At 70.2% G+C, this 17,800-nt stretch carries 17 protein-coding genes and 1 pseudogene; 12 read left to right on the top strand and 6 right to left on the bottom strand.

Translation table 11 applies throughout. The features are described from left to right. The first annotated feature begins 7 nt into the window (after window positions 1–7). Genes GGG17_RS03265 through GGG17_RS03255 form a run of 3 tightly spaced genes read left to right on the top strand, consistent with a single transcriptional unit; the run spans window position 8 to window position 2,028 of the window. Window positions 8–145, top strand: a complete 138-nt coding sequence (locus tag GGG17_RS03265; RefSeq protein ID WP_154592345.1) for a hypothetical protein — start codon at window positions 8–10, stop codon at window positions 143–145. After that, window positions 130–1,302: a sensor histidine kinase gene (locus GGG17_RS03260; protein WP_288798562.1), complete on the top strand. Its 1,173-nt coding sequence runs from the start codon at window positions 130–132 to the stop codon at window positions 1,300–1,302. The genes GGG17_RS03265 and GGG17_RS03260 overlap by 16 nt, the downstream gene beginning before the upstream one ends. A gap of 45 nt (window positions 1,303–1,347) precedes the next feature. Beyond that, window positions 1,348–2,028, top strand: coding sequence for a response regulator (locus tag GGG17_RS03255; protein WP_154592344.1), 681 nt, complete (start codon window positions 1,348–1,350; stop codon window positions 2,026–2,028). A 61-nt stretch (window positions 2,029–2,089) separates the two neighbouring features. Here GGG17_RS03255 and GGG17_RS03250 read toward each other — a convergent pair whose 3' ends face one another. Further along, window positions 2,090–2,719: a hypothetical protein gene (locus tag GGG17_RS03250; protein ID WP_154592343.1), complete on the bottom strand. Its 630-nt coding sequence runs from the start codon at window positions 2,717–2,719 to the stop codon at window positions 2,090–2,092. Window positions 2,720–2,960: 241 nt separating this feature from the next. Between GGG17_RS03250 and GGG17_RS03245 the strand changes: the two genes are divergently transcribed. From GGG17_RS03245 to ispF, 3 genes are all read left to right on the top strand, one after another. Further along, complete coding sequence (locus GGG17_RS03245) at window positions 2,961–3,443, top strand: CarD family transcriptional regulator (RefSeq protein ID WP_019286970.1); 483 nt, start codon at window positions 2,961–2,963, stop codon at window positions 3,441–3,443. Window positions 3,444–3,520: 77 nt separating this feature from the next. Further along, window positions 3,521–4,324, top strand: a complete 804-nt coding sequence (locus tag GGG17_RS03240; protein ID WP_311966385.1) for an IspD/TarI family cytidylyltransferase — start codon at window positions 3,521–3,523, stop codon at window positions 4,322–4,324. After that, complete coding sequence (gene ispF / locus GGG17_RS03235; RefSeq protein ID WP_154592342.1) at window positions 4,321–4,809, top strand: 2-C-methyl-D-erythritol 2,4-cyclodiphosphate synthase; 489 nt, start codon at window positions 4,321–4,323, stop codon at window positions 4,807–4,809. Before GGG17_RS03240 ends, ispF begins: the two co-directional genes overlap by 4 nt. A gap of 249 nt (window positions 4,810–5,058) precedes the next feature. Here ispF and GGG17_RS03230 read toward each other — a convergent pair whose 3' ends face one another. Next, window positions 5,059–5,544, bottom strand: a complete 486-nt coding sequence (locus GGG17_RS03230; RefSeq protein ID WP_195849098.1) for a hypothetical protein — start codon at window positions 5,542–5,544, stop codon at window positions 5,059–5,061. Between the two features lie 5 nt (window positions 5,545–5,549). Beyond that, a pseudogene (locus GGG17_RS03225) lies at window positions 5,550–5,657 on the bottom strand (TRIC cation channel family protein); the annotation flags it as partial. Window positions 5,658–5,806: 149 nt separating this feature from the next. Between GGG17_RS03225 and cysS the strand changes: the two are divergent. Together cysS and rlmB are read left to right on the top strand one after the other, a co-directional pair. Continuing rightward, the gene (gene cysS, locus GGG17_RS03220; protein ID WP_311966384.1) at window positions 5,807–7,279 is read left to right on the top strand and encodes a cysteine--tRNA ligase; all 1,473 of its coding nucleotides are present in this window, start codon (window positions 5,807–5,809) and stop codon (window positions 7,277–7,279) included. A gap of 4 nt (window positions 7,280–7,283) precedes the next feature. Next, window positions 7,284–8,297: a 23S rRNA (guanosine(2251)-2'-O)-methyltransferase RlmB gene (gene rlmB / locus GGG17_RS03215; protein WP_154592340.1), complete on the top strand. Its 1,014-nt coding sequence runs from the start codon at window positions 7,284–7,286 to the stop codon at window positions 8,295–8,297. A gap of 104 nt (window positions 8,298–8,401) precedes the next feature. On the opposite strand, the gene GGG17_RS03210 is transcribed toward rlmB, so the two are convergent. The 3 genes from GGG17_RS03210 to GGG17_RS03200 all read right to left on the bottom strand — a co-directional run bounded on the left by GGG17_RS03210 (window position 8,402) and on the right by GGG17_RS03200 (window position 11,665). Continuing rightward, window positions 8,402–9,058 (bottom strand): RDD family protein, encoded by a 657-nt coding sequence (locus GGG17_RS03210; protein WP_195849094.1) that lies wholly within the window; start codon window positions 9,056–9,058, stop codon window positions 8,402–8,404. Window positions 9,059–9,152: 94 nt separating this feature from the next. Further along, the gene (locus GGG17_RS03205; protein WP_154592338.1) at window positions 9,153–10,400 is read right to left on the bottom strand and encodes a DUF4032 domain-containing protein; all 1,248 of its coding nucleotides are present in this window, start codon (window positions 10,398–10,400) and stop codon (window positions 9,153–9,155) included. A gap of 191 nt (window positions 10,401–10,591) precedes the next feature. After that, window positions 10,592–11,665, bottom strand: coding sequence for an ABC transporter ATP-binding protein (locus tag GGG17_RS03200; protein WP_154592337.1), 1,074 nt, complete (start codon window positions 11,663–11,665; stop codon window positions 10,592–10,594). Between the two features lie 302 nt (window positions 11,666–11,967). Here GGG17_RS03200 and GGG17_RS03195 point away from each other — a divergent pair, with 302 nt between their 5' ends. From GGG17_RS03195 to GGG17_RS03180, 4 genes are all read left to right on the top strand, one after another. Next, entirely contained in the window at window positions 11,968–13,308 is a 1,341-nt protein-coding gene (locus tag GGG17_RS03195; protein ID WP_154592336.1) for a sugar ABC transporter substrate-binding protein, read from the top strand. A 95-nt stretch (window positions 13,309–13,403) separates the two neighbouring features. Further along, the gene (locus GGG17_RS03190) at window positions 13,404–14,948 is read left to right on the top strand and encodes an ABC transporter permease subunit (protein ID WP_154592335.1); all 1,545 of its coding nucleotides are present in this window, start codon (window positions 13,404–13,406) and stop codon (window positions 14,946–14,948) included. After that, window positions 14,948–15,910 (top strand): sugar ABC transporter permease, encoded by a 963-nt coding sequence (locus tag GGG17_RS03185; RefSeq protein ID WP_154592334.1) that lies wholly within the window; start codon window positions 14,948–14,950, stop codon window positions 15,908–15,910. Before GGG17_RS03190 ends, GGG17_RS03185 begins: the two co-directional genes overlap by 1 nt. Further along, window positions 15,907–17,796 (top strand): glycoside hydrolase family 13 protein, encoded by a 1,890-nt coding sequence (locus GGG17_RS03180; RefSeq protein WP_288798600.1) that lies wholly within the window; start codon window positions 15,907–15,909, stop codon window positions 17,794–17,796. Before GGG17_RS03185 ends, GGG17_RS03180 begins: the two co-directional genes overlap by 4 nt. Window positions 17,797–17,800: the final 4 nt, after the last annotated feature.

The following is a 17,800-nucleotide window of genomic DNA, read 5'->3' as shown; positions in this document are numbered from 1 at the left end:
ACCACGGATGAACACTTGGCGATCACGCGGCGTGATCATCGCGCCGGTGTGCGTGCCGGCCCGGGCGGCGGCCATGCTGACCTGCGAGGCGCGCATCCGGCCCCCGTGGAGGCTGCGTATCCTCGTCGCGTGGATCTCCCGGTGACCTTCGGCGCTGTCGCGGTGGTCGCTGCCCTCGCCGGGTCCACCATGACCGCCGGGTGGTCCGCCCGACTCCGCCGCCGCGACCGCAAGGGACAGGATCTCGTGACCATGAGCCTGGACGCGCCTGAGCTGCAGCCGGGTGTCGAGGACGTCCTCGCCGTCCTCCGCTCCATCGGCATCGTCCTCGACGACTCCGACGCGGTGGTCCGCTCGACGCAAGCCGCCGTGCAGCACGGGCTGGTCCGCGAGGGCGAGCTGGTGCACCGCGACCTCGTCGAACTGGCTCGCGAGGTGCGGCGCTCGGGCGAGATCCGCGAGACCGAGCTGGACCTGCCCAGGGGACCGCTGGGCCGCGGGCGGATGGTCGCCCACGTCCGGGCCGCACGGCTGTCCACGGGGCATGTCCTGCTGCTCGTCGACGACCGCACGCACGCCAACCGAGTGGACGAGGTCCGGCGGGACTTCGTCGCCAACGTCTCGCACGAGCTCAAGACACCGGTCGGGGGCCTGGTGCTGCTGGCGGAGGCGGTGCAGGATGCCGCCGACGACCCCGAGGCGGTGCACCGCTTCGCCGGCCGGATGAAGGTCGAGTCCGAGCGCCTCACCCGCCTCGTCAAGGAGATCGTCGACCTGTCCCGCCTGCAGGTCGCCGACACCCTGACCGAGCCGGTGCCCGTGGACGTGGCCGGGGCGGCGGCCGACGCGGCGGACCGGTGCCGGCTCGTGGCGGAGGGCAAGGGGGTCGAGATCACCGTCACGACGGGGGATCGGGCCGTCGTCTACGGCGACCGGGAGCTCTTGACCACGGCGATCCGCAACCTGGTCGACAACGCCGTGGCCTACTCCGACGACGGCGCGCCCGTGCGCGTCACCGTGGAGCGCGTGGACGACCTGGTCCAGGTGGTCGTCAGCGATCTCGGCGCGGGCATCCCGCAGGACGAGCAGGACCGGGTCTTCGAGCGCTTCTACCGCGTGGACCCGGCGCGGTCGCGGTCCACCGGTGGCACCGGCCTCGGCCTGTCCATCGTCAAGCACGTCGTGGCCAACCACGGCGGCGAGGTGCGGCTGTGGAGCCAGACGGGGCAGGGGTCGACGTTCACCCTGTCCTTCCCCGCCGCCGCGCTGACCGACCTGGGCGAGCATCAGCCGCGCCCCTAGCATCGAGCACGACCGGAGGTCTCCGGACGAGGAAAGGTAGTGAGCATGACGCGCATCCTGGTGGTCGAGGACGAGGAGTCCATCTCGGACCCGTTGTCCTACCTGCTGCGCAAGGAGGGCTATGACGTGGCGCTGGCCGCGACCGGTCCGGACGCGCTGGCGGAGTTCGACCGGTCGAGCACCGACCTCGTGCTGCTGGACCTCATGCTCCCCGGCCTGTCCGGGGTCGACGTGTGCCGCTCGATCCGGCAACGGTCGTCGGTGCCGATCATCATGCTCACCGCCAAGGACAGCGAGATCGACAAGGTGGTGGGCCTCGAGATCGGCGCGGACGACTACGTCACCAAGCCCTACTCCAGCCGAGAGCTGCTCGCCCGCATCAAGGCGGTGCTGCGGCGCATGAGCGAGCCGGACGACCTGGTGCCGGCGAGCCTCGAGGTCGGTCCGGTCCGCATGGACGTGGAGCGGCACACGGTCTCGGTCAACGGCGAGCCGACGGCCCTGCCCCTCAAGGAGTTCGAGCTGCTCGAGCTGCTGCTGCGCAACGCCGGGCGGGTGCTGACCCGCATGCAGCTCATCGACCGCGTCTGGGGCAGCGACTACGTGGGGGACACCAAGACGCTCGACGTCCACGTCAAGCGTCTGCGCGCCAAGATCGAGCCCGACCCCGGGGCGCCCGTGCACATCGTCACGGTCCGGGGGCTGGGCTACAAGTTCGAGGTCTGAGGGTCGTCCACGGGCTGGGTCGTCACCACGCGGCCCGTGGACGACTCGGTATGCCGGACCGTCAGCCCTGCGTCGTGGTGGCCGTCGGCGACGCGGTGGCGGCAGGCGTGCTCGGTGCGGGCGCCGTGGCGCTCTCGCTGCTCGTCGCGGTGGGCGTCGTGGTGGCGCTGCTCGCCGAGGCTGGCGCCGTGGGCGTCACGGTCGCGTAGTAGCCCGTCGGGGGCAGCACGGGGACGAGGGGGTTCTGCATGCCGGTGGTGGACGTGCCGACCTGCAGGTTGACCATGGCGCCGGGCTTGGCCGGGACGCTGGGGAGGGTGACCTGCTGCGACGCGAGGTTGAGCGCCTGGCCGGGGTCGACGGTCGCGGTGACCGGGGCACCGGACTCCCCGAGGGCGAAGGACACCTGGGCGGGCTGGGTGCCCTGGTTGACGAGCAGGCCGTTGACGGCTCCGGCCTTGCCCTCGCCGGAGCTGACGACCAGCAGGTCGCGGACCTTGACCTGGCCGAGGTCCACCTCGATGCCGTCGGCGGGCGCGTAGCCGACGTCCGTCTGCTGGGGGGACGTCTTGTTGCACGCGGTCAGGCTCGCAGCGACCAGGGCCACGGTGCCGAGGGTGAGGGTGGCGCGGCGGACCCGGGCGGCACGGGCCGTCGGGGTCGCGGGGCGGTGGGCGTCGTCACGGGTCACGGCGACACCATATCGCCTCATCAGACCCCCCGCCCGGCCCACGCGCGTCGGGTCCGTGATCGGTCCGCTCGTCCGCGCCCGCGTCGTCGGCGCATAGCGCGGCGCCGGCCATTCGTCAAGACCCTGTTGAACGATCCCGACTTGTGGCGCGTGGGCCCTGACCTGCACAAATGCCCGGCCCTGGGCTTTATCCGAGCGCTTTTGCGTGATATGGTGGCTGTCGCGAAAGGGGCTTGACTACATGGCGTTCAAGGTCGGAGAAACCGTCGTCTACCCGCATCACGGGGCGGCGCTCATCGAGGAGATCAACACCCGGACGATCAAGGGTGTCGACAAGATCTACCTGAAGCTCAAGGTGTCCCAGGGTGACCTGACGATCGAGGTCCCCGCCGAGAACTGCGACCTCGTCGGCGTGCGTGACGTCGTCGGGCAGGAGGGCCTGGACCACGTGTTCGAGGTCCTGCGGGCCACGTGCGCGGAGGAGCCGACCAACTGGTCCCGCCGCTACAAGGCCAACCTGGAGAAGCTCGCGTCGGGTGACGTCAACAAGGTCGCCGAGGTCGTGCGCGACCTGTGGCGTCGCGACAAGGACCGCGGCCTGTCCGCCGGTGAGAAGCGTATGCTGGCCAAGGCGCGTCAGATCCTGGTGTCCGAGCTCGCGCTCGCTGAAAAGACCGACGAGGAGAAGGCCGAGTCGATCCTCGACGAGGTCCTCGCCTCCTGAGGCGCTCCACCCCAACCATGTCCGGAGGCCCCCACCGCTGCCCGCGGTGGGGGCCTCGCCGCGTCTAGAGTGACCTCGTGAGCGTCGCCGTCATCATCGTCGCCGCCGGCTCGGGCAGCCGGCTGGGCGCCGGCCTGCCCAAGGCCCTGGTCGAGGTGGGCGGGGGCACCCTGCTGGAGCACAGCCTCCGCACCGCCCTCCAGGTGACGGGCCTCGAGCAGGTCGCCGTCGTGGCTCCCACGAGCCACCTCGAGACGGTCACCGAGCTCGTCCACGGGGTCCGCGCGGGCTGCGTCGTGCACGTGGTCGCGGGCGGCGCCGACCGCACCGCCTCGGTCGCGGCGGGCCTTGCTGCCCTCGTCGACGGGCTGGGCGACGACACCACCGAACCCAGAGACGACAGCGACACCAGCGACCCCAGCGAGTCGACCGACGCCGACCCCCAGGCAGACCTGGTCGAGCCGCAGGTGGTGCTGGTCCACGACGCGGCGCGCTGCTTCACCCCGCTCGAGGTGTACGAACGGGTGGCCGACGCGGTGCGTGAGGGCTGGGTGGCCGTGGTGCCAGGCCTGCCGGTCGTCGACACGGTCAAGGTGGTCGACGAGCGCGGGGTCGTGCACTCCACCCCGCCGCGGGCGCGGCTTCGTGCCGTGCAGACCCCTCAGGGCTTCGTGCGGTCCGAGCTCGAGGCGGCCCACGCCAGCGGCATCTCCGCCACCGACGACGCCGCCCTGCTCGAGCAGCTCGGTCACCAGGTGCTCGTCGTCGAGGGAGACCCCTCGGCGTTCAAGGTGACCACGCCTGCGGACCTCGTCCGCGCGCAGCGGCATACGGCCTCGCTGTCCACCACCCCCGACCTCGACCCGGAGGCCATCGCATGAACCCCGTCGTCCCTCGCGTGGGCATCGGCACCGACGTCCACGCCTTCGCGGCGCCGGGGTCGGGGCGCGAGCTGTGGCTGGCGGGACTGCTGTGGGAGGGCGAGGTCGGGCTCGAGGGGCACTCGGACGCCGACGTCGTGGCGCACGCGGCGTGCAACGCGGTGCTCTCTGCGGCGGGGCTCGGGGATCTCGGGCAGCACTTCGGGACCGGTCGGCCGCAGTGGGCAGGGGCGAGCGGGGTCACGCTGCTCACCGAGTCCTGCCGGATCGTGCGCGAGGCGGGGTTCGAGATCGGCAACGTCGCCGTGCAGGTTGTCGGCACCCGCCCCAAGGTCGGTTGGCGACGGTCCGAGGCCGAGGCGCTGCTGAGCGAGGTGGTGGGTGCACCGGTCTCGCTCGGCGGCGCCACGACCGACGGGCTCGGCTTCCCGGGGCGCGAGGAGGGCATCATCGGAATCGCCACCGCCCTCGTCTACCCGAGGTAGGCAGGCGCAGGTGGGTCAGTGGCGGCCGCGGCCTGGCCGGCCCTTGCCCTCCTCGATCGCGTTGCCCAGGTTGTTGACCATGCCGTCCCGGGTGCCGATTACCGGGAGGCCGAAGCTGTCCTCGATCGTCGCCATGATCGAGGTGGTGTCGTAGACGGTGGGCGCTCGCGGACAACCTGCGACGCACGCGGACGCCAAGACGACCGATCGACCGACGGTGGTCGACCGGTCGCCCGAGCGCCAGAACATTCAGCTCTTGGTAAACGCTTGGTAGGCAGCGGTTTCGAAGTCGATGTACCCGGTGAACGAGGGACCGTCGCCAAACGGGAGGATCTGTGTCGCCCAGAAGCCTCCGAACCCGTTGTCGCGGTCGATCCAGTAGAAGAGGTTGGCCAAGCCGGCCCAGCCGATGGCGCCGGCGGGTCGTCCCGTCGGGAACGGCTCCTCGGTGTACTGGAAGCTGTACGACCACGTCTTCTTCAGGCCGGGGAAGAACTCGCCGTCGTTCGAGAGCCACTTGATGACGCCCGGCAGCATCTTGACCTGGAGGTTGTCGGGAAGCTGGTTGGTGAAGCCGAGGTCGACAGACGCCGGCGACAGCACCTGCTCGCCGGAGGCGCTGCGTCCCTCGTTGAGCCACGACTCGCCGGGAAGCGTCCAGCCTCTCGCCTTGGCGATGAGCACCGTCGGCGCACCCACGGCGGTAGCGGCGAGCACGCCCACCTCGGCGGTCACCACGTATCGGTGAGCGCGACCGGCGGGCCGCCCTGCAACAGCGTGTCTCGGATCATTCCGCCGCCGAGCCCGGAAAGGATTGCCAGCACAGCGAATCCGACCGGGTCGAGACGTTCATGGAAAGAACTGCGGCACCGGCGTCCCCTCAGCGGCTCGCCACGGGCGTCGGGTAACGGTGGGCGACTCCATGGTGAACGTCTGTTCACGTCCCTGTGGCCCGGAAGTCGGGGGGCCCTCCCGCCCCGCCGGTAGCATGGTGCGGGTGAGTCTCCACATCTACGACACCGCCACCCGCGAGCTGCGCGAGTTCCACCCCCTGCACCAGGGCAAGGTCGGCATCTACATCTGTGGGCTCACGACCCAGGGCGCCCCGCACATCGGGCACGTGCGGTTCGCGGTGGCCTTCGACGTCTTGCGGCGGTGGCTGACCGCAGGTCACGGCTACGACGTCACCCTGGTGCGCAACGTCACCGACATCGACGACAAGATCCTGCGCAAGTCTGCCGAGAACGACGCCGAGTGGTGGGCCTGGTCCTATGACCACGAGCGCCAGACCTCGGCGGCGCTGGACCTGCTCGGCGTGCTGCCCGCGACCTACGAACCGCGCGCGACCGGTCACATCCCCGAGATGGTCACGCTCATGGACACGCTCGTCGACAGGGGGCACGCCTACGCCGCGCCCGACGGCAGCGGTGACGTCTACTTCGACGTGCGGTCCTTCCCGGCCTACGGCGCCCTCACCCGCCAGTCCATCGACGACATGGAGGCCGCCGAGGACGCCGACCCGCGGGGCAAGCGCGACCCGCGCGACTTCGCCCTGTGGAAGGGGTGGAAGGCCGGCGAGCCCGCCACCGCGAGCTGGCCGACCCCCTACGGCGTCGGCCGTCCCGGCTGGCACCTCGAGTGCTCCGCCATGGCGCGCAAGTACCTCGGCGACGAGTTCGACATCCATGGCGGGGGCGTCGACCTGCGCTTCCCGCACCATGAGAACGAGCAGGCCCAGTCGCACGCGGCCGGGCTCGGGTTCGCGCGCTACTGGATGCACAACGCCTGGGTGACCGTCCAGGGCGAAAAGATGAGCAAGTCGCTCGGCAACTCCCTGATCGTCACCGAGATCGCCCGCCGGACGAGGCCGATCGCGCTGCGCTACTACCTCGGAGCGGCGCACTACCGCTCCACCATCGAGTTCCACGAGGGCTCGCTGGCGGAGGCCGAGGCGGCGGTCGAGCGCATCGAGGGCTTCCTGCGTCGTGCGGTCGAGCACGGTATGCCGGACGCGCCGGCCGAGCCGTTCCCGGCCGAGTTCCGGGCGGCGATGGACGACGACCTCGGGGTGTCCGGGGCCCTGGCCGTTGTCCACGACACCGTCAGGGCGGGCAACACGGCGCTCGACGACGGGGACCGCGAGCAGGCCCGGGCGCTCGCGGCACAGGTCATCGCGATGACCGACGTGCTCGGCGTCAACCCCCTCGACCCGCGCTGGGACGCCGGCGGCGGCGAGGGGGACGTGGCGCGCTCCGCCCTGGACGTGCTCGTCCAGGCGCAGCTCGACCGTCGCGCCACGGCCCGCAAGGAGCGGGACTTCGCCACGGCGGACGCCATCCGCGACGACCTGGCGGCCGCCGGGATCCTCGTAGAGGACTCGCCCTCCGGGGCGCGCTGGAGCCTCGCCCGCCCCACCTCCGAGCGCACGCCCGATGCGGGCGACGCGCGCACCACCGACACCGAGGACTGATCCCATGCCCGGCAACTCCCAGCGTCGCGGCGCGATGCGCAAGGGCGCCTCCCGCAAAGGCGCCACCGTGGGCAGCGGCGGCCAGCGTCGGCGCTCGCTCGAGGGCAAGGGCCCGACGCCCAAGGCCGAGGAGCGCCCCAACCACAAGGCCTACAGGCAGGCCCAGCGCGCCGCCAAGGCAGGCACGTCTGGGGCGCGCCCCGGCGGGGCCGACGGGGCCGGCCGTGGCGCCGGCGGCCGAGGCTCAGGCGGCCACGGCGGGCGCCGCACCCGTACCAGCACCGAGATCGTCGCGGGCCGCAACTCGGTCCTCGAGGCACTGCGGGCCGAGATCCCGGCCAGCACGATCTACGTCGCCAGCCGGATCGACTCCGACGACCGGGTGCGCGAGGCGCTCAAGATCGCGGCCGAGCGCAGCATCCCCATGCTCGAGACGCCGCGTGGGGAGCTGGACCGCCTCACCGACGGCGCCGTGCACCAGGGGCTGGCCTTGCAGATCCCTCCCTATGACTACCGCCACCCCGGCGAGCTCGTCGACCCGCAGTCGCCCGGCATCCCGCTCGTGGTGGCGCTGGACGGCATCACCGACCCCCGCAACCTCGGGGCCATCATCCGCTCGGTCGGAGCCTTCGGCGGCCACGGCGTCGTCGTCCCCGAGCGGCGCAGCGTCGGCATGACCGCCTCCGCGTGGAAGACCTCGGCGGGGGCTGCCTCCCGCGTCCCCGTCGCCCAGGCGACCAACCTCACCCGCACCCTGCAGGACTATCGCAAGCAGGGTTACTTCGTCATCGGGCTGGACATGGACGGGGACGTCGAGCTGCCCCAGCTGGACCTCGCGGACCAGCCGCTCGTCGTGGTCGTCGGGTCCGAGGGCAAAGGGTTGTCCCGCCTCGTCGGGGAGACCTGCGACCAGATCGTGTCGATCCCCATGGCGTCCGGCAACGAGTCGCTCAACGCCGGGATCGCCTGCGGCGTCACGCTCTATGAGATCGCTCGCCAGCGCGCCGCCACTAGCTGACCTGCCCCCGGCCGTCACATCAGCCGGCCTTCGTCCCCCAGGCGGATGTGACGGAGGCCGGCTGATCCGCGTGTGCTCCGCTCCTGGCTGCGGCCGTGGACCGGCTACTGCTGCTGTCGCGGCTCGACCGTGGTGACGACGGTCCCGCACAGCTTGTCGGCGAAGGTCTGGCGGCGATCGTCCCACAGGGGCCACAGGTAGCCGAGGTGGAGCGGCAGGCTGTCGAGGTAGTGCGCCAGGTCGCGCACGAAGGCCATGCCCGTGCCGATCGGTCGGCCGGTGCGCTCGGACACGAGCCACAGACCCATGACCTTCTTGCCCCAGGACTGACCGCGCCCGCCCCGCACCCAGCGGTTCCAGATCTGGATCGCCAGGGCCACCACCCAGCCCGCGCCCATGAGCAGCAGGCCCGTCGTGAGCCTGCCCTGGTCGCCGCCGGTCGTGACGACCACCCCCGTCGTGGGGTCCACGGTCGAGGTGCCCGTCCCGCTGCCCACCACCCCGAGCCCGATCATCACCAGGGCGAGGCCGGGCAGCGAGAGCAGGTTGTCGAGCAGGGAGGCGAGCACGCGCGAGCCCCAGGTCGCCGGCTCGAGCCTCTCGACGGTCCCAACGCCCCGCCCGTATGCCGGGACCTGCCCGTAGGCCGGGACCTGCCCGTAGGGCGATGCCTGCGGCGTCGTGGCGCCGTAGGGCGTCGAGCCCGACGGCGTCGATCCGGCGGGCGGTCCGGCGTACGGGTTGGTGCTGTTGTCGGTCATGGTGACTCCTCGTGATGGCCTGACGCGAAGCATAGGACCGTCCGTGCGCAGCCTCGGGGTGATGGGCGAAGTCGTGACCACGTCGTGTGACGCATCACTCCTCGCGGCTGGCCACCACCGGCATCTCGACCGTGTCGACGCCGACGACGGTCTCCTCGACGGGCTTGGTCGGCAGGATGGTGAGGATGTAGTCCGCCATCGCCTGCCCGATCGGCACGTCGTGCCCGTGGCGCTCGGAGAGGTACCACCGGTGCTCGAGCAGCTCGTGGAAGAGCTCGGCGGGCTCGAGCTTGCCGCGCAGGTCGGCGGGGATGGCGCGGGTGATGGGCAGAAAGATCTCGTTGAGCCAGCGCGTGGCGGTGATGGCCTCGTCCTCGCCCTGCACGTCGAGCGCGGCGCGATAGGTGTCCAGGTCGTTGAGCAGGCGACGGGCCTGGTTCTCCTCGACGTCCAGGCCGGTCAGGCGCAGGAGCCGGCGGCTGTGGTGGCCGGCGTCGACGACCTTGGGCTGGATGCGCAGGGTGGTCCCGTCGACGTCGGTGGACATGGCCAGCTCGTCCACGTCGAAGCCGAGCTGGTTGAGGCGGCGGATGCGCTCGTCGACCCGCCACCGCTCGCCGACGTTGTAGCTCTCGACCCCGGTCAACTCGTGCCACAGCTGGGTGTAGCGGGCCATGATCTGGTTGGAGATCTCGACCGGGTCGTTGCCCTCGGGGAGCAGGCCACCGGCCTCGAGGTCCATCAGCTCACCGGCGATGTTGACGCGGGCGATGTCCAGGTCGTGCTCGCGCTGGCCGTCGGAGAGCCGGTCGCGCAGCTCACCGGTCTCGGCGTCCACGACGTAGGCCGCGAACGCCCCCGCGTCGCGCCGGAACAGCGTGTTGGACAGCGACACGTCACCCCACCAGAAGCCCTGCAGGTGGAGCCGCACCAGCAGCACGGCCAGGGCGTCGATGAGGCGGGTCGCGGTGTCGGGCCGCAGCGTCTGGCTGAACAACGCGCGGAACGGCAGGGAGTACTGCAGGTGGTGCGTGAGCAGGCAGGAGTCCAGCGGCTCGCCGTCGGCCCCCACCCGCCCGCTCACCACGCCGTAGGGCCGCACGCACGGGATCGCGAGCCGGTTGAGCGCGCGCAGCATGTGGTACTCGCGGAAGGCGATCTCGTCCTTGATCTCCTTGATCGCGATGACGCCCTCGGGCACGCGCACGAACCGCACGATGTGCCGGGAGATGCCGCGGGGGAGCGCGGCCAGCCGCTCCTCCGGCCAGTCCTCCAGGGGGGTGGCCCACGGCAGGTCCAGCAGGGCGGGGTCCGGGCGGACCGCGGTGATCTCGAGCGCCATCTCCCCATCGTCTCAGAACCCCTGCGCCGAGCGGTGGATGCCCGTCTTGGCGGGCGAGACGCGCCTCGCCGCGGAGCCGTGCCGTGGTGGTGGGGTAGGGACGAAGCGGCGGTCACCCCACGTGGGGGTGACCGCCGCTGTCGTCGGTGATCCGCCGAGACCGGCCGATCGGCCGACCGGCCTGAGGCAGGTCAGTCGTTGAGGCGGAGGCCGGAGTCGCTGTCGAACAGGTGGATGTGGTCCGCCTTGGGGGCGAAGAAGACCTGCTCGCCCTTCATCGGGGGACGGCGGCCGTCGACGCGCGCGATGATCTGGCCGGAGCCGTGGGCGTCGTCGGTGGAGCCGTAGACGTAGGCGTCGGCGCCGAGCTCCTCGACGACGTCGACCGTGACGGGCAGGCCCTCGCTCGACAGCTCGAGGTCCTCGGGACGGACGCCCATGATCACCTTGCGGCCGGCGTCGTTGAGGGCGTCGCGCGGGACCGGCGTCGTGTGGTGGCCGAGCCGGACGCCGCCGTCGGTGACCGGCACCTCCATGATGTTCATGGCGGGCGAGCCGATGAAGCCGGCGACGAAGACGTTGTCCGGGTGGTCGTACATGCGGCGCGGGGAGTCGCACTGCTGCAGGATGCCGTCCTTGAGGACCGCGACGCGGTCACCCATCGTCATGGCCTCGACCTGGTCGTGGGTGACGTAGACGGTGGTGACGCCGAGGCGACGCTGCAGCGACGCGATCTGCGTGCGGGTCTGGACGCGGAGCTTGGCGTCGAGGTTGGACAGCGGCTCGTCCATGAGGAAGACCTGGGGGTTGCGGACGATCGCGCGGCCCATGGCGACGCGCTGACGCTGACCACCCGAGAGAGCCTTGGGCTTGCGCTCGAGGTACTGCTCGAGGTCGAGGATCTTGGCGGCCTCCTCGACGCGCTTGCGGATCTCGCCCTTGTCGACGCCGGCGATCTTGAGCGCGAAGCCCATGTTGTCGGCGACGCTCATGTGGGGGTAGAGCGCGTAGTTCTGGAAGACCATGGCCACGTCGCGGTCCTTGGGGGACAGGTTGGTGACGTCGCGGTCACCGATCCAGATCTTGCCGCCGTTGACCTCCTCGAGGCCGGCGAGCATGCGCAGCGAGGTGGACTTGCCGCAGCCGGACGGGCCGACGAGGACGAGGAACTCGCCGTCCTCGATGTCGATGTTGAGCCGGTCCACGCTGGGCTTGTCGTTGCCCGGGTAGAGGCGGGTTGCGTTGTCGTACTTGACCGTTGCCATGGTCTGCCTTTCCTTCACCGGCAGGAACGTGCCGGACGATCCGTCGTAAAGGTGGTCCTGGTGCCGATAGGCTCCAGGAGGCGATCCGGCGTTGCCGATGAGCTGGCGGACGTCCTTGTCGCTTCGGCCAGTATGCAACATGTTGCAGCGCTGTCGACCGATGCCTCGCCGAGGCCGGGGCGCCGCAACGGTTGAGGAACGTGCAAGCGCCCAGAGTTTGCAACTTCTTGCAAAGTTGGAGGGCATGCTGCAAAATCTTGCCAACGCGCAGTCCGCGTGAGACCAACATCAAGGGAGATGACATGCACAAGCGTGCATTCGGGCCCGTCGCCGTCGTCGGTGCCTCTGCTCTGCTCATGACCGCCTGCGGCGGTGGTGGCGCGACCACCACGTCGTCCAGCACCACGTCAGCTGGTTCCGCCTCTGCCTCTGCCTCGTCCAGCGCCGGTGCCACCGCTGCCGCGCCGACCACGATGAGCACCAAGGACGCGGCGCGCGACGCCAACGCCGACCTGGTGATCTGGTCTGACGCCGACCGTGCGCCCGCCGTCACCAAGTACGCCCAGGCCTTCGGCGAGGAGAACGGCATCAAGGTCGCCGTCCAGATCGCCACCGAGACCCGCACGCAGTTCAAGGACGCCACCAAGGTCGGCAAGGGCCCGGACGTCGTCGTCGGCGCCCACGACTGGGCTGGCGAGCTCGTCCAGAACGGCACCGTGAGCCCGATCCAGCTCGACCAGGCCACGCAGGAGAAGTTCCTGCCCGAGGCCATGGCGGGCACCAAGTTCAACAACCAGATCTACGGCGTCCCCTACGCCATCGAGAACATCGGTCTGCTGCGCAACACCGCCCTCGCGCCCGACGCGCCCAAGACGATGGACGAGCTCGTCGCCAAGGGTCAGGAGCTGGTCAAGGCCGGCAAGGCGACGCAGCCCCTCATCCAGTTCGTCGGCAAGAAGGGCAACGCCTACTACTCCTACCCCTACCTGTCGGCCTTCGAGGGCGGCGGCATCTTTGGCAAGGGCGCCAACGGCGACTACGACCCCAAGCAGGTCCTGGTCAACAGTGCCGGCTCCGTCAAGGGTGGCGAGGTCCTCGCCAAGCTGGGCCAGCAGAAGGTCCTGTCGACCAACGTCGACGACACCAACATGGACCAGCTGTTCGACACCGGCAAGGTGCCCTTCATGATCACCGGCCCCTGGTCGGTCGCCCCCGCCAAGAAGGCCGGCATCAAGTACGCGATCTCCAACCTGCCGTCGCTCGAGGGCGGCAGCGAGATGAAGCCCTTCACCGGCGTCCAGATGTTCTACGTCTCCTCCAAGGCCAAGAACGCCCAGATGGCGCAGGAGTTCGTGACGAACTACGTGCCGCGCAAGGACGTGCAGCTGGCGCTGTTCGAGGCGGGGCAGCGTCCGCCGGCCCTCAAGGAGGCCTACGACGAGGTCTCCGCGGCCAACCCGGACATCAAGGCGTGGTTCGAGGCCGGCAAGAACGGCTCTCCGATGCCCAACATTCCCGCCATGAACGCCGTGTGGGAGCCCTTCGGACTCGCCACGGCCGACATCATCTCCGGCAAGGCTCAGCCGAAGGCTCGCCTGGACGCCGCTGCCAAGGAGATCGCCACCAACATCGCCAAGGGCTGACCGAGTCCCGCATGACAGGTATGCCGGCTCGCGCCCCGCGGGCCGGCATACCTGCACCACCCCCGCTACGACGACGTACTGGTTAGGACCCTCCTATGTCTCGGACCTCGGCCCCCGCGCTGGTCCTGAAGTGGGGTGGCATCGCCCTGGCGATGGCGCTCGTCTTCTGGATCGCGACGCGCATGTCGGCCCAGGGCATGTGGCTCGGCGTGAGCACGGTGGCCTTCGTCGGCCTGTGCATCCTCGCGGTCTACGCGACCCGCCGCGCGGTGCCCATGAAGTACCTGCTGCCCGGATTCCTGTGCCTGCTCGCGCTGCAGATCTGGCCCATCATCTTCACGATCATGGTGTCCTTCACCAACTACGGGGACGGACACCTCGGCACCAAGGACGAGGCGGTCAAGCAGATCGTCGCCAACTCGGTCCAGGTGGTGCCCGGCTCGACCCGATACAAGGCCAGCGTGGCGGTGAAGGAGGGCACGGACCCGGCGACGGGCGCCCTGTCCCTCCTGCTGACCGACCCCCAGGGCAAGAGCTTCGTCGGCGACGCGAACGGACTGACGGACCTGACCGGCGCCGACGTCGAGAAGTCGGCCCTGGGCAAGATCACCAAGGCCGAGGGCTACACCGTGCTCACGGGCAAGCAGGCCAACGCGCGCTCCAAGGACCTCGGCCAGCTCGCCGTGCCCAGCAAGGACGGCAGCGGGATCAAGATGCAGGGTCTCTCGGCGGCCTACGAGGGCCGGGCGACGATCACCTACGACGCCGCCTCCGACACGCTGACGGACACCAAGAGCAAGCTCACCTACAAGCCCCAGGACAGCAAGTACGTCGCGACCGACGGCTCCGGCCAGTCGTTCTCGCAGGGCTGGCAGGAGAACGTCGGCACCAAGAACTACGCCACGATCTTCAGCGACTCCACGATGCGGTCCGGGTTCCTCAAGATGTTCGTCTGGAACGTCGTCTTCGCGGCGGGCACGGTCATCTCGACGTTCATCCTCGGGATGCTGATCGCCCTGCTGTTCAACTCGCCCAACCTCAAGGGCAAGGCGGTCTACCGCACCCTGCTGATCCTGCCGTACGCGATCCCGGTGTTCGTGACCGCGCTGCTGTGGCGGGGCATGTTCAACCAGGACTACGGGCTCATCAACACCCTGACCGGCCTCGACGTCGACTGGCTGGGTAACGGGTTCTGGGCCAAGGTCGCCATCCTGATCACCAACCTGTGGTTGGGCTTCCCCTACATGTTCCTGCTGTGCACCGGTGCGCTGCAGTCCATCCCGAGCGATGTCAAGGAGGCGGCCAAGATCGACGGAGCCGGGTCCTTCCAGACGCTCACGCGGATCACCATGCCGCTGCTGATGGTCGCCGTGGGACCATTGCTCATCGCGTCGTACGGCTTCAACTTCAACAACTTCACCCTCATCTACCTGCTCACCGAGGGCGGGCCGTTCGAGGGCGGCAGCGCAGGCATGGGCAGCACCGATCTGCTCGTGACCTACGCCTACCGCCTGGCCTTCTCGGGTGCGGCCCCCAACTTCGGGCTCGCGTCCGCCGTGGCCGTGGTCATCTTCGCGCTCGTGGCGATCCAGGCCCTGCCTGGGTTCCGCGCCACCAAGTCCCTGGAAGAGGTGCAGTGATGAGCCAGCTGAACCCCGGAACCAACAGCGCGGCCGGCGTCGGAGACGTCCGTGGGCCGGTCGCGACCACTCTCCCTGCGGAGGAGCAGCAGCAGCTGACCAAGCCGCGGTCCGGCGGTGCCGAGGGCGGGTCCCAGTGGTGGCGGCACGTGCTCGGCGTCCTCGCTCTGGCCTGGGCGTTGTTCCCGATCCTGTTCCTCGTCTCCGCGGCCCTCAACCCCTCGGGCCAGCTGGCCTCCTCCGACCTGATCCCGCGTCACTTCTCGTTGGAGAACTTCGCGGCCCTCGGCCAGGACCCGAGCCGCCCCTACTGGAGCTGGTTCAAGAACTCGGTCGTGATCTGCGTCGTGGGTGCGTTCCTGTGCACCTTCATCTCGGCGTGCGCGTCCTACGCCTTCTCGCGGATGCGCTTCCGCGGGCGTCGGGAGGGCATGCTCGCGCTGCTGCTCCTGCAGCTGTTCCCGGCCACCCTCGGTCTGGTCGCGATGTACATCACCTTCGCCAAGATCTCCGACGTGATGCCGGAGTTCGGGCTCAACACCTCGTGGGGCCTGATCCTGGCCTACCTCGGCGGGGCGATGGGCAACGTGTGGCTCCTCAAGGGGTACTTCGACACGGTCCCCAAGGAGATGGACGAGGCGGCGATCGTGGACGGCGCGAGCCACGCTCGCGTGTTCTTCACGATGATCCTCCGGCTGGCGATGCCGATCCTCGTGACGGTGTTCATGATCACCTTCGTCGGGCTCTTCGGCGAGTTCATGCTCGCCAGCGTCTTTCTCACGGACGTGGACAACCAGACCCTCGCGGTCGGGCTCCGCGCCCTGTCCAAGGGCAGGGACGCCAACGAGAAGTTCGGGTTCTTCGCCGCCGGCTCCCTGCTGTGCTCGCTCCCGGTGATGGCGTTGTACGCGCTCTTCCAGAAGCAGCTCGTCGGTGGTCTCACCCAGGGCTCGGTGAAGTGACCGGCACCCTCCCGGACAACCCGGTCGTGGTGGGGCTGCTCAACCAGCCCCACCACGACGGCTCCCCGTCGTACGTGTCGACCCAGGCTCCGACGCTGGGGCAGACCGTCCAGGTCCGCCTCCGCCTGCCGAGGGGGCCCGGCGCGCCCAGCTCCGTCACGGCGGTGCACGTGCGAACCACCCCGGACGCCGAGGTCCACTACGCCGAGGCCGCTCTCGTGCGGGAGGACGAGCACGAGGACTGGTGGCAGGCCGACGTGGTCGTGCACAACCCCGTCACGGGGTATCGCTTCCTGCTCTCCGGTGGTCCCGCAGACTATCGGTGGCTCAACGGGACCGGGCTGCACGACCGGGACGTCCCGGATGCCGCCGACTTCCGCCTGGTCGCCTCCGACGCCCCACCGCCGCCGTGGGCGCTGGACGCCGTCGTCTACCAGGTCTTTCCGGACCGTTTCGCGCGGTCGGCCGCGGCCGACGAGCGACCGGCGCCGCCGTGGGCGATCCCGGCCGCCTGGGACGAGCCGGTGACGCGGGACCGCCGCGTCATCGGTGACCAGCTCTACGGCGGGGACCTCGACGGCATACGTGAGCACCTGGACCACCTCGAGCGGCTCGGGGCGGACGTCCTCTACCTGACCCCGTTCTTCCCGGGGCGGTCCAACCACCGGTACGACGCCGACACCTTCGACAGGGTGGACCCCTTGCTCGGTGGCGACGAGGCCTTGGCGCGGCTGACCGACGAGGCCCATCGGCGAGGTCTCAAGGTGGTCGGCGACTTCACGACCAACCACACCGGCGCCCGGCACGAGTGGTTCGAGACGGCCGTGGCGAGGCCCGACTCGCCGGAGCGCGGCTTCTACCTGTGGGACGAGGACGGCGGCTACGTCTCCTGGCTCGGTGTCCCCTCGTTGCCCAAGCTCAACTACGACTGCGCCGAGCTGTGGGACCGCGTGCTCACCTCCGAGACGGGCGTCGTGCGGCGCTGGCTGGCCGAGCCCCACGCCCTGGACGGGTGGCGGGTCGACGTCGCCAACATGACCGGTCGGCACGGCGCCCAGGACCACAACCGCGCGGTGGCCCGCGAGATGCGCCGCGTCATGGACGAGGTGGCACCAGGATCACTGCTGGTCGGCGAGCACACCCACGACTTCAGCACCGACATCCGTGGGGACGGCTGGCACGGTGCGATGAACTACGCAGGGTTCACGAGGCCTGCGTGGACCTGGTTGCGGGACAAGGGATTCGCTCCCAAGTTCCTCGGATCCCCGCTCAGGGTGCCCCGACGCGGGGGCGAGGCCTTCCTCGAGACGGTGGAGGACTTCATGGCCCAGTCCCCGTGGAGCGTCCGCGCCCACTCCTTCACCCTGCTGGGCAGCCACGACACCACGCGCGTCCGTACCCTGGTCGGGGACGACCCGCGGCTCGTGGTTGCGGGGGCGGGCCTGCTCCTGACGATGCCCGGCATCCCGATGATCACTTACGGCGACGAGGTCGGGATGCAGGGGGACTCCGGCGAGGATGGTCGACGTCCGATGCCGTGGGACGAGTCCCGCTGGGACACGACGATCTTCGAGGCCTACCGCGCGCTGGTGCGCGCACGCCGTGACAACGTCGCGCTGCGACGCGGTGGCCTGCGGTGGGTGCACGCCGACGACGACTCCTTGACCTACCTACGTGAGCACCCTGACCAGACGGCACTCGTGCACGTCGCCAGGAGCGCGCACGCGCCGATCCGGATCTCGACGCGGTACCTTCGAGGCGTCGAGTCGGCGGTGTCGGCATACGGACCAGGCCTGGACCGGCAGGAGGACTCGATCAGACTCTCGGCGGACGGGGCCGGCGCGTCGGTGTGGGTGTGGCCAGGGGCGCCCCGGGCCCCCTGGTGAGCCC

Source organism: Arsenicicoccus cauae, assembly GCF_009707125.1.
GTDB lineage: Bacteria > Actinomycetota > Actinomycetes > Actinomycetales > Dermatophilaceae > Arsenicicoccus > Arsenicicoccus cauae.
The sequence above is the reverse complement of the archived record's forward strand: the minus strand, read 5'-3'. Positions and strand labels throughout refer to the sequence as shown.

Bases quoted from the DNA above. Each gene is read 5' to 3' on its own strand.
- GGG17_RS03265 (WP_154592345.1), top strand. From the start codon at position 8: ATGAACACTTGGCGATCACGCGGCGTGATCATCGCGCCGGTGTGCGTG.
- GGG17_RS03255 (WP_154592344.1), top strand. From the start codon at position 1,348: ATGACGCGCATCCTGGTGGTCGAGGACGAGGAGTCCATCTCGGACCCG.
- GGG17_RS03245 (WP_019286970.1), top strand. From the start codon at position 2,961: ATGGCGTTCAAGGTCGGAGAAACCGTCGTCTACCCGCATCACGGGGCG.
- ispF (WP_154592342.1), top strand. From the start codon at position 4,321: ATGAACCCCGTCGTCCCTCGCGTGGGCATCGGCACCGACGTCCACGCC.
- rlmB (WP_154592340.1), top strand. From the start codon at position 7,284: ATGCCCGGCAACTCCCAGCGTCGCGGCGCGATGCGCAAGGGCGCCTCC.
- GGG17_RS03210 (WP_195849094.1), bottom strand. From the start codon at position 9,058: ATGACCGACAACAGCACCAACCCGTACGCCGGACCGCCCGCCGGATCG.
- GGG17_RS03205 (WP_154592338.1), bottom strand. From the start codon at position 10,400: ATGGCGCTCGAGATCACCGCGGTCCGCCCGGACCCCGCCCTGCTGGAC.
- GGG17_RS03200 (WP_154592337.1), bottom strand. From the start codon at position 11,665: ATGGCAACGGTCAAGTACGACAACGCAACCCGCCTCTACCCGGGCAAC.
- GGG17_RS03195 (WP_154592336.1), top strand. From the start codon at position 11,968: ATGCACAAGCGTGCATTCGGGCCCGTCGCCGTCGTCGGTGCCTCTGCT.
- GGG17_RS03190 (WP_154592335.1), top strand. From the start codon at position 13,404: ATGTCTCGGACCTCGGCCCCCGCGCTGGTCCTGAAGTGGGGTGGCATC.
- GGG17_RS03185 (WP_154592334.1), top strand. From the start codon at position 14,948: ATGAGCCAGCTGAACCCCGGAACCAACAGCGCGGCCGGCGTCGGAGAC.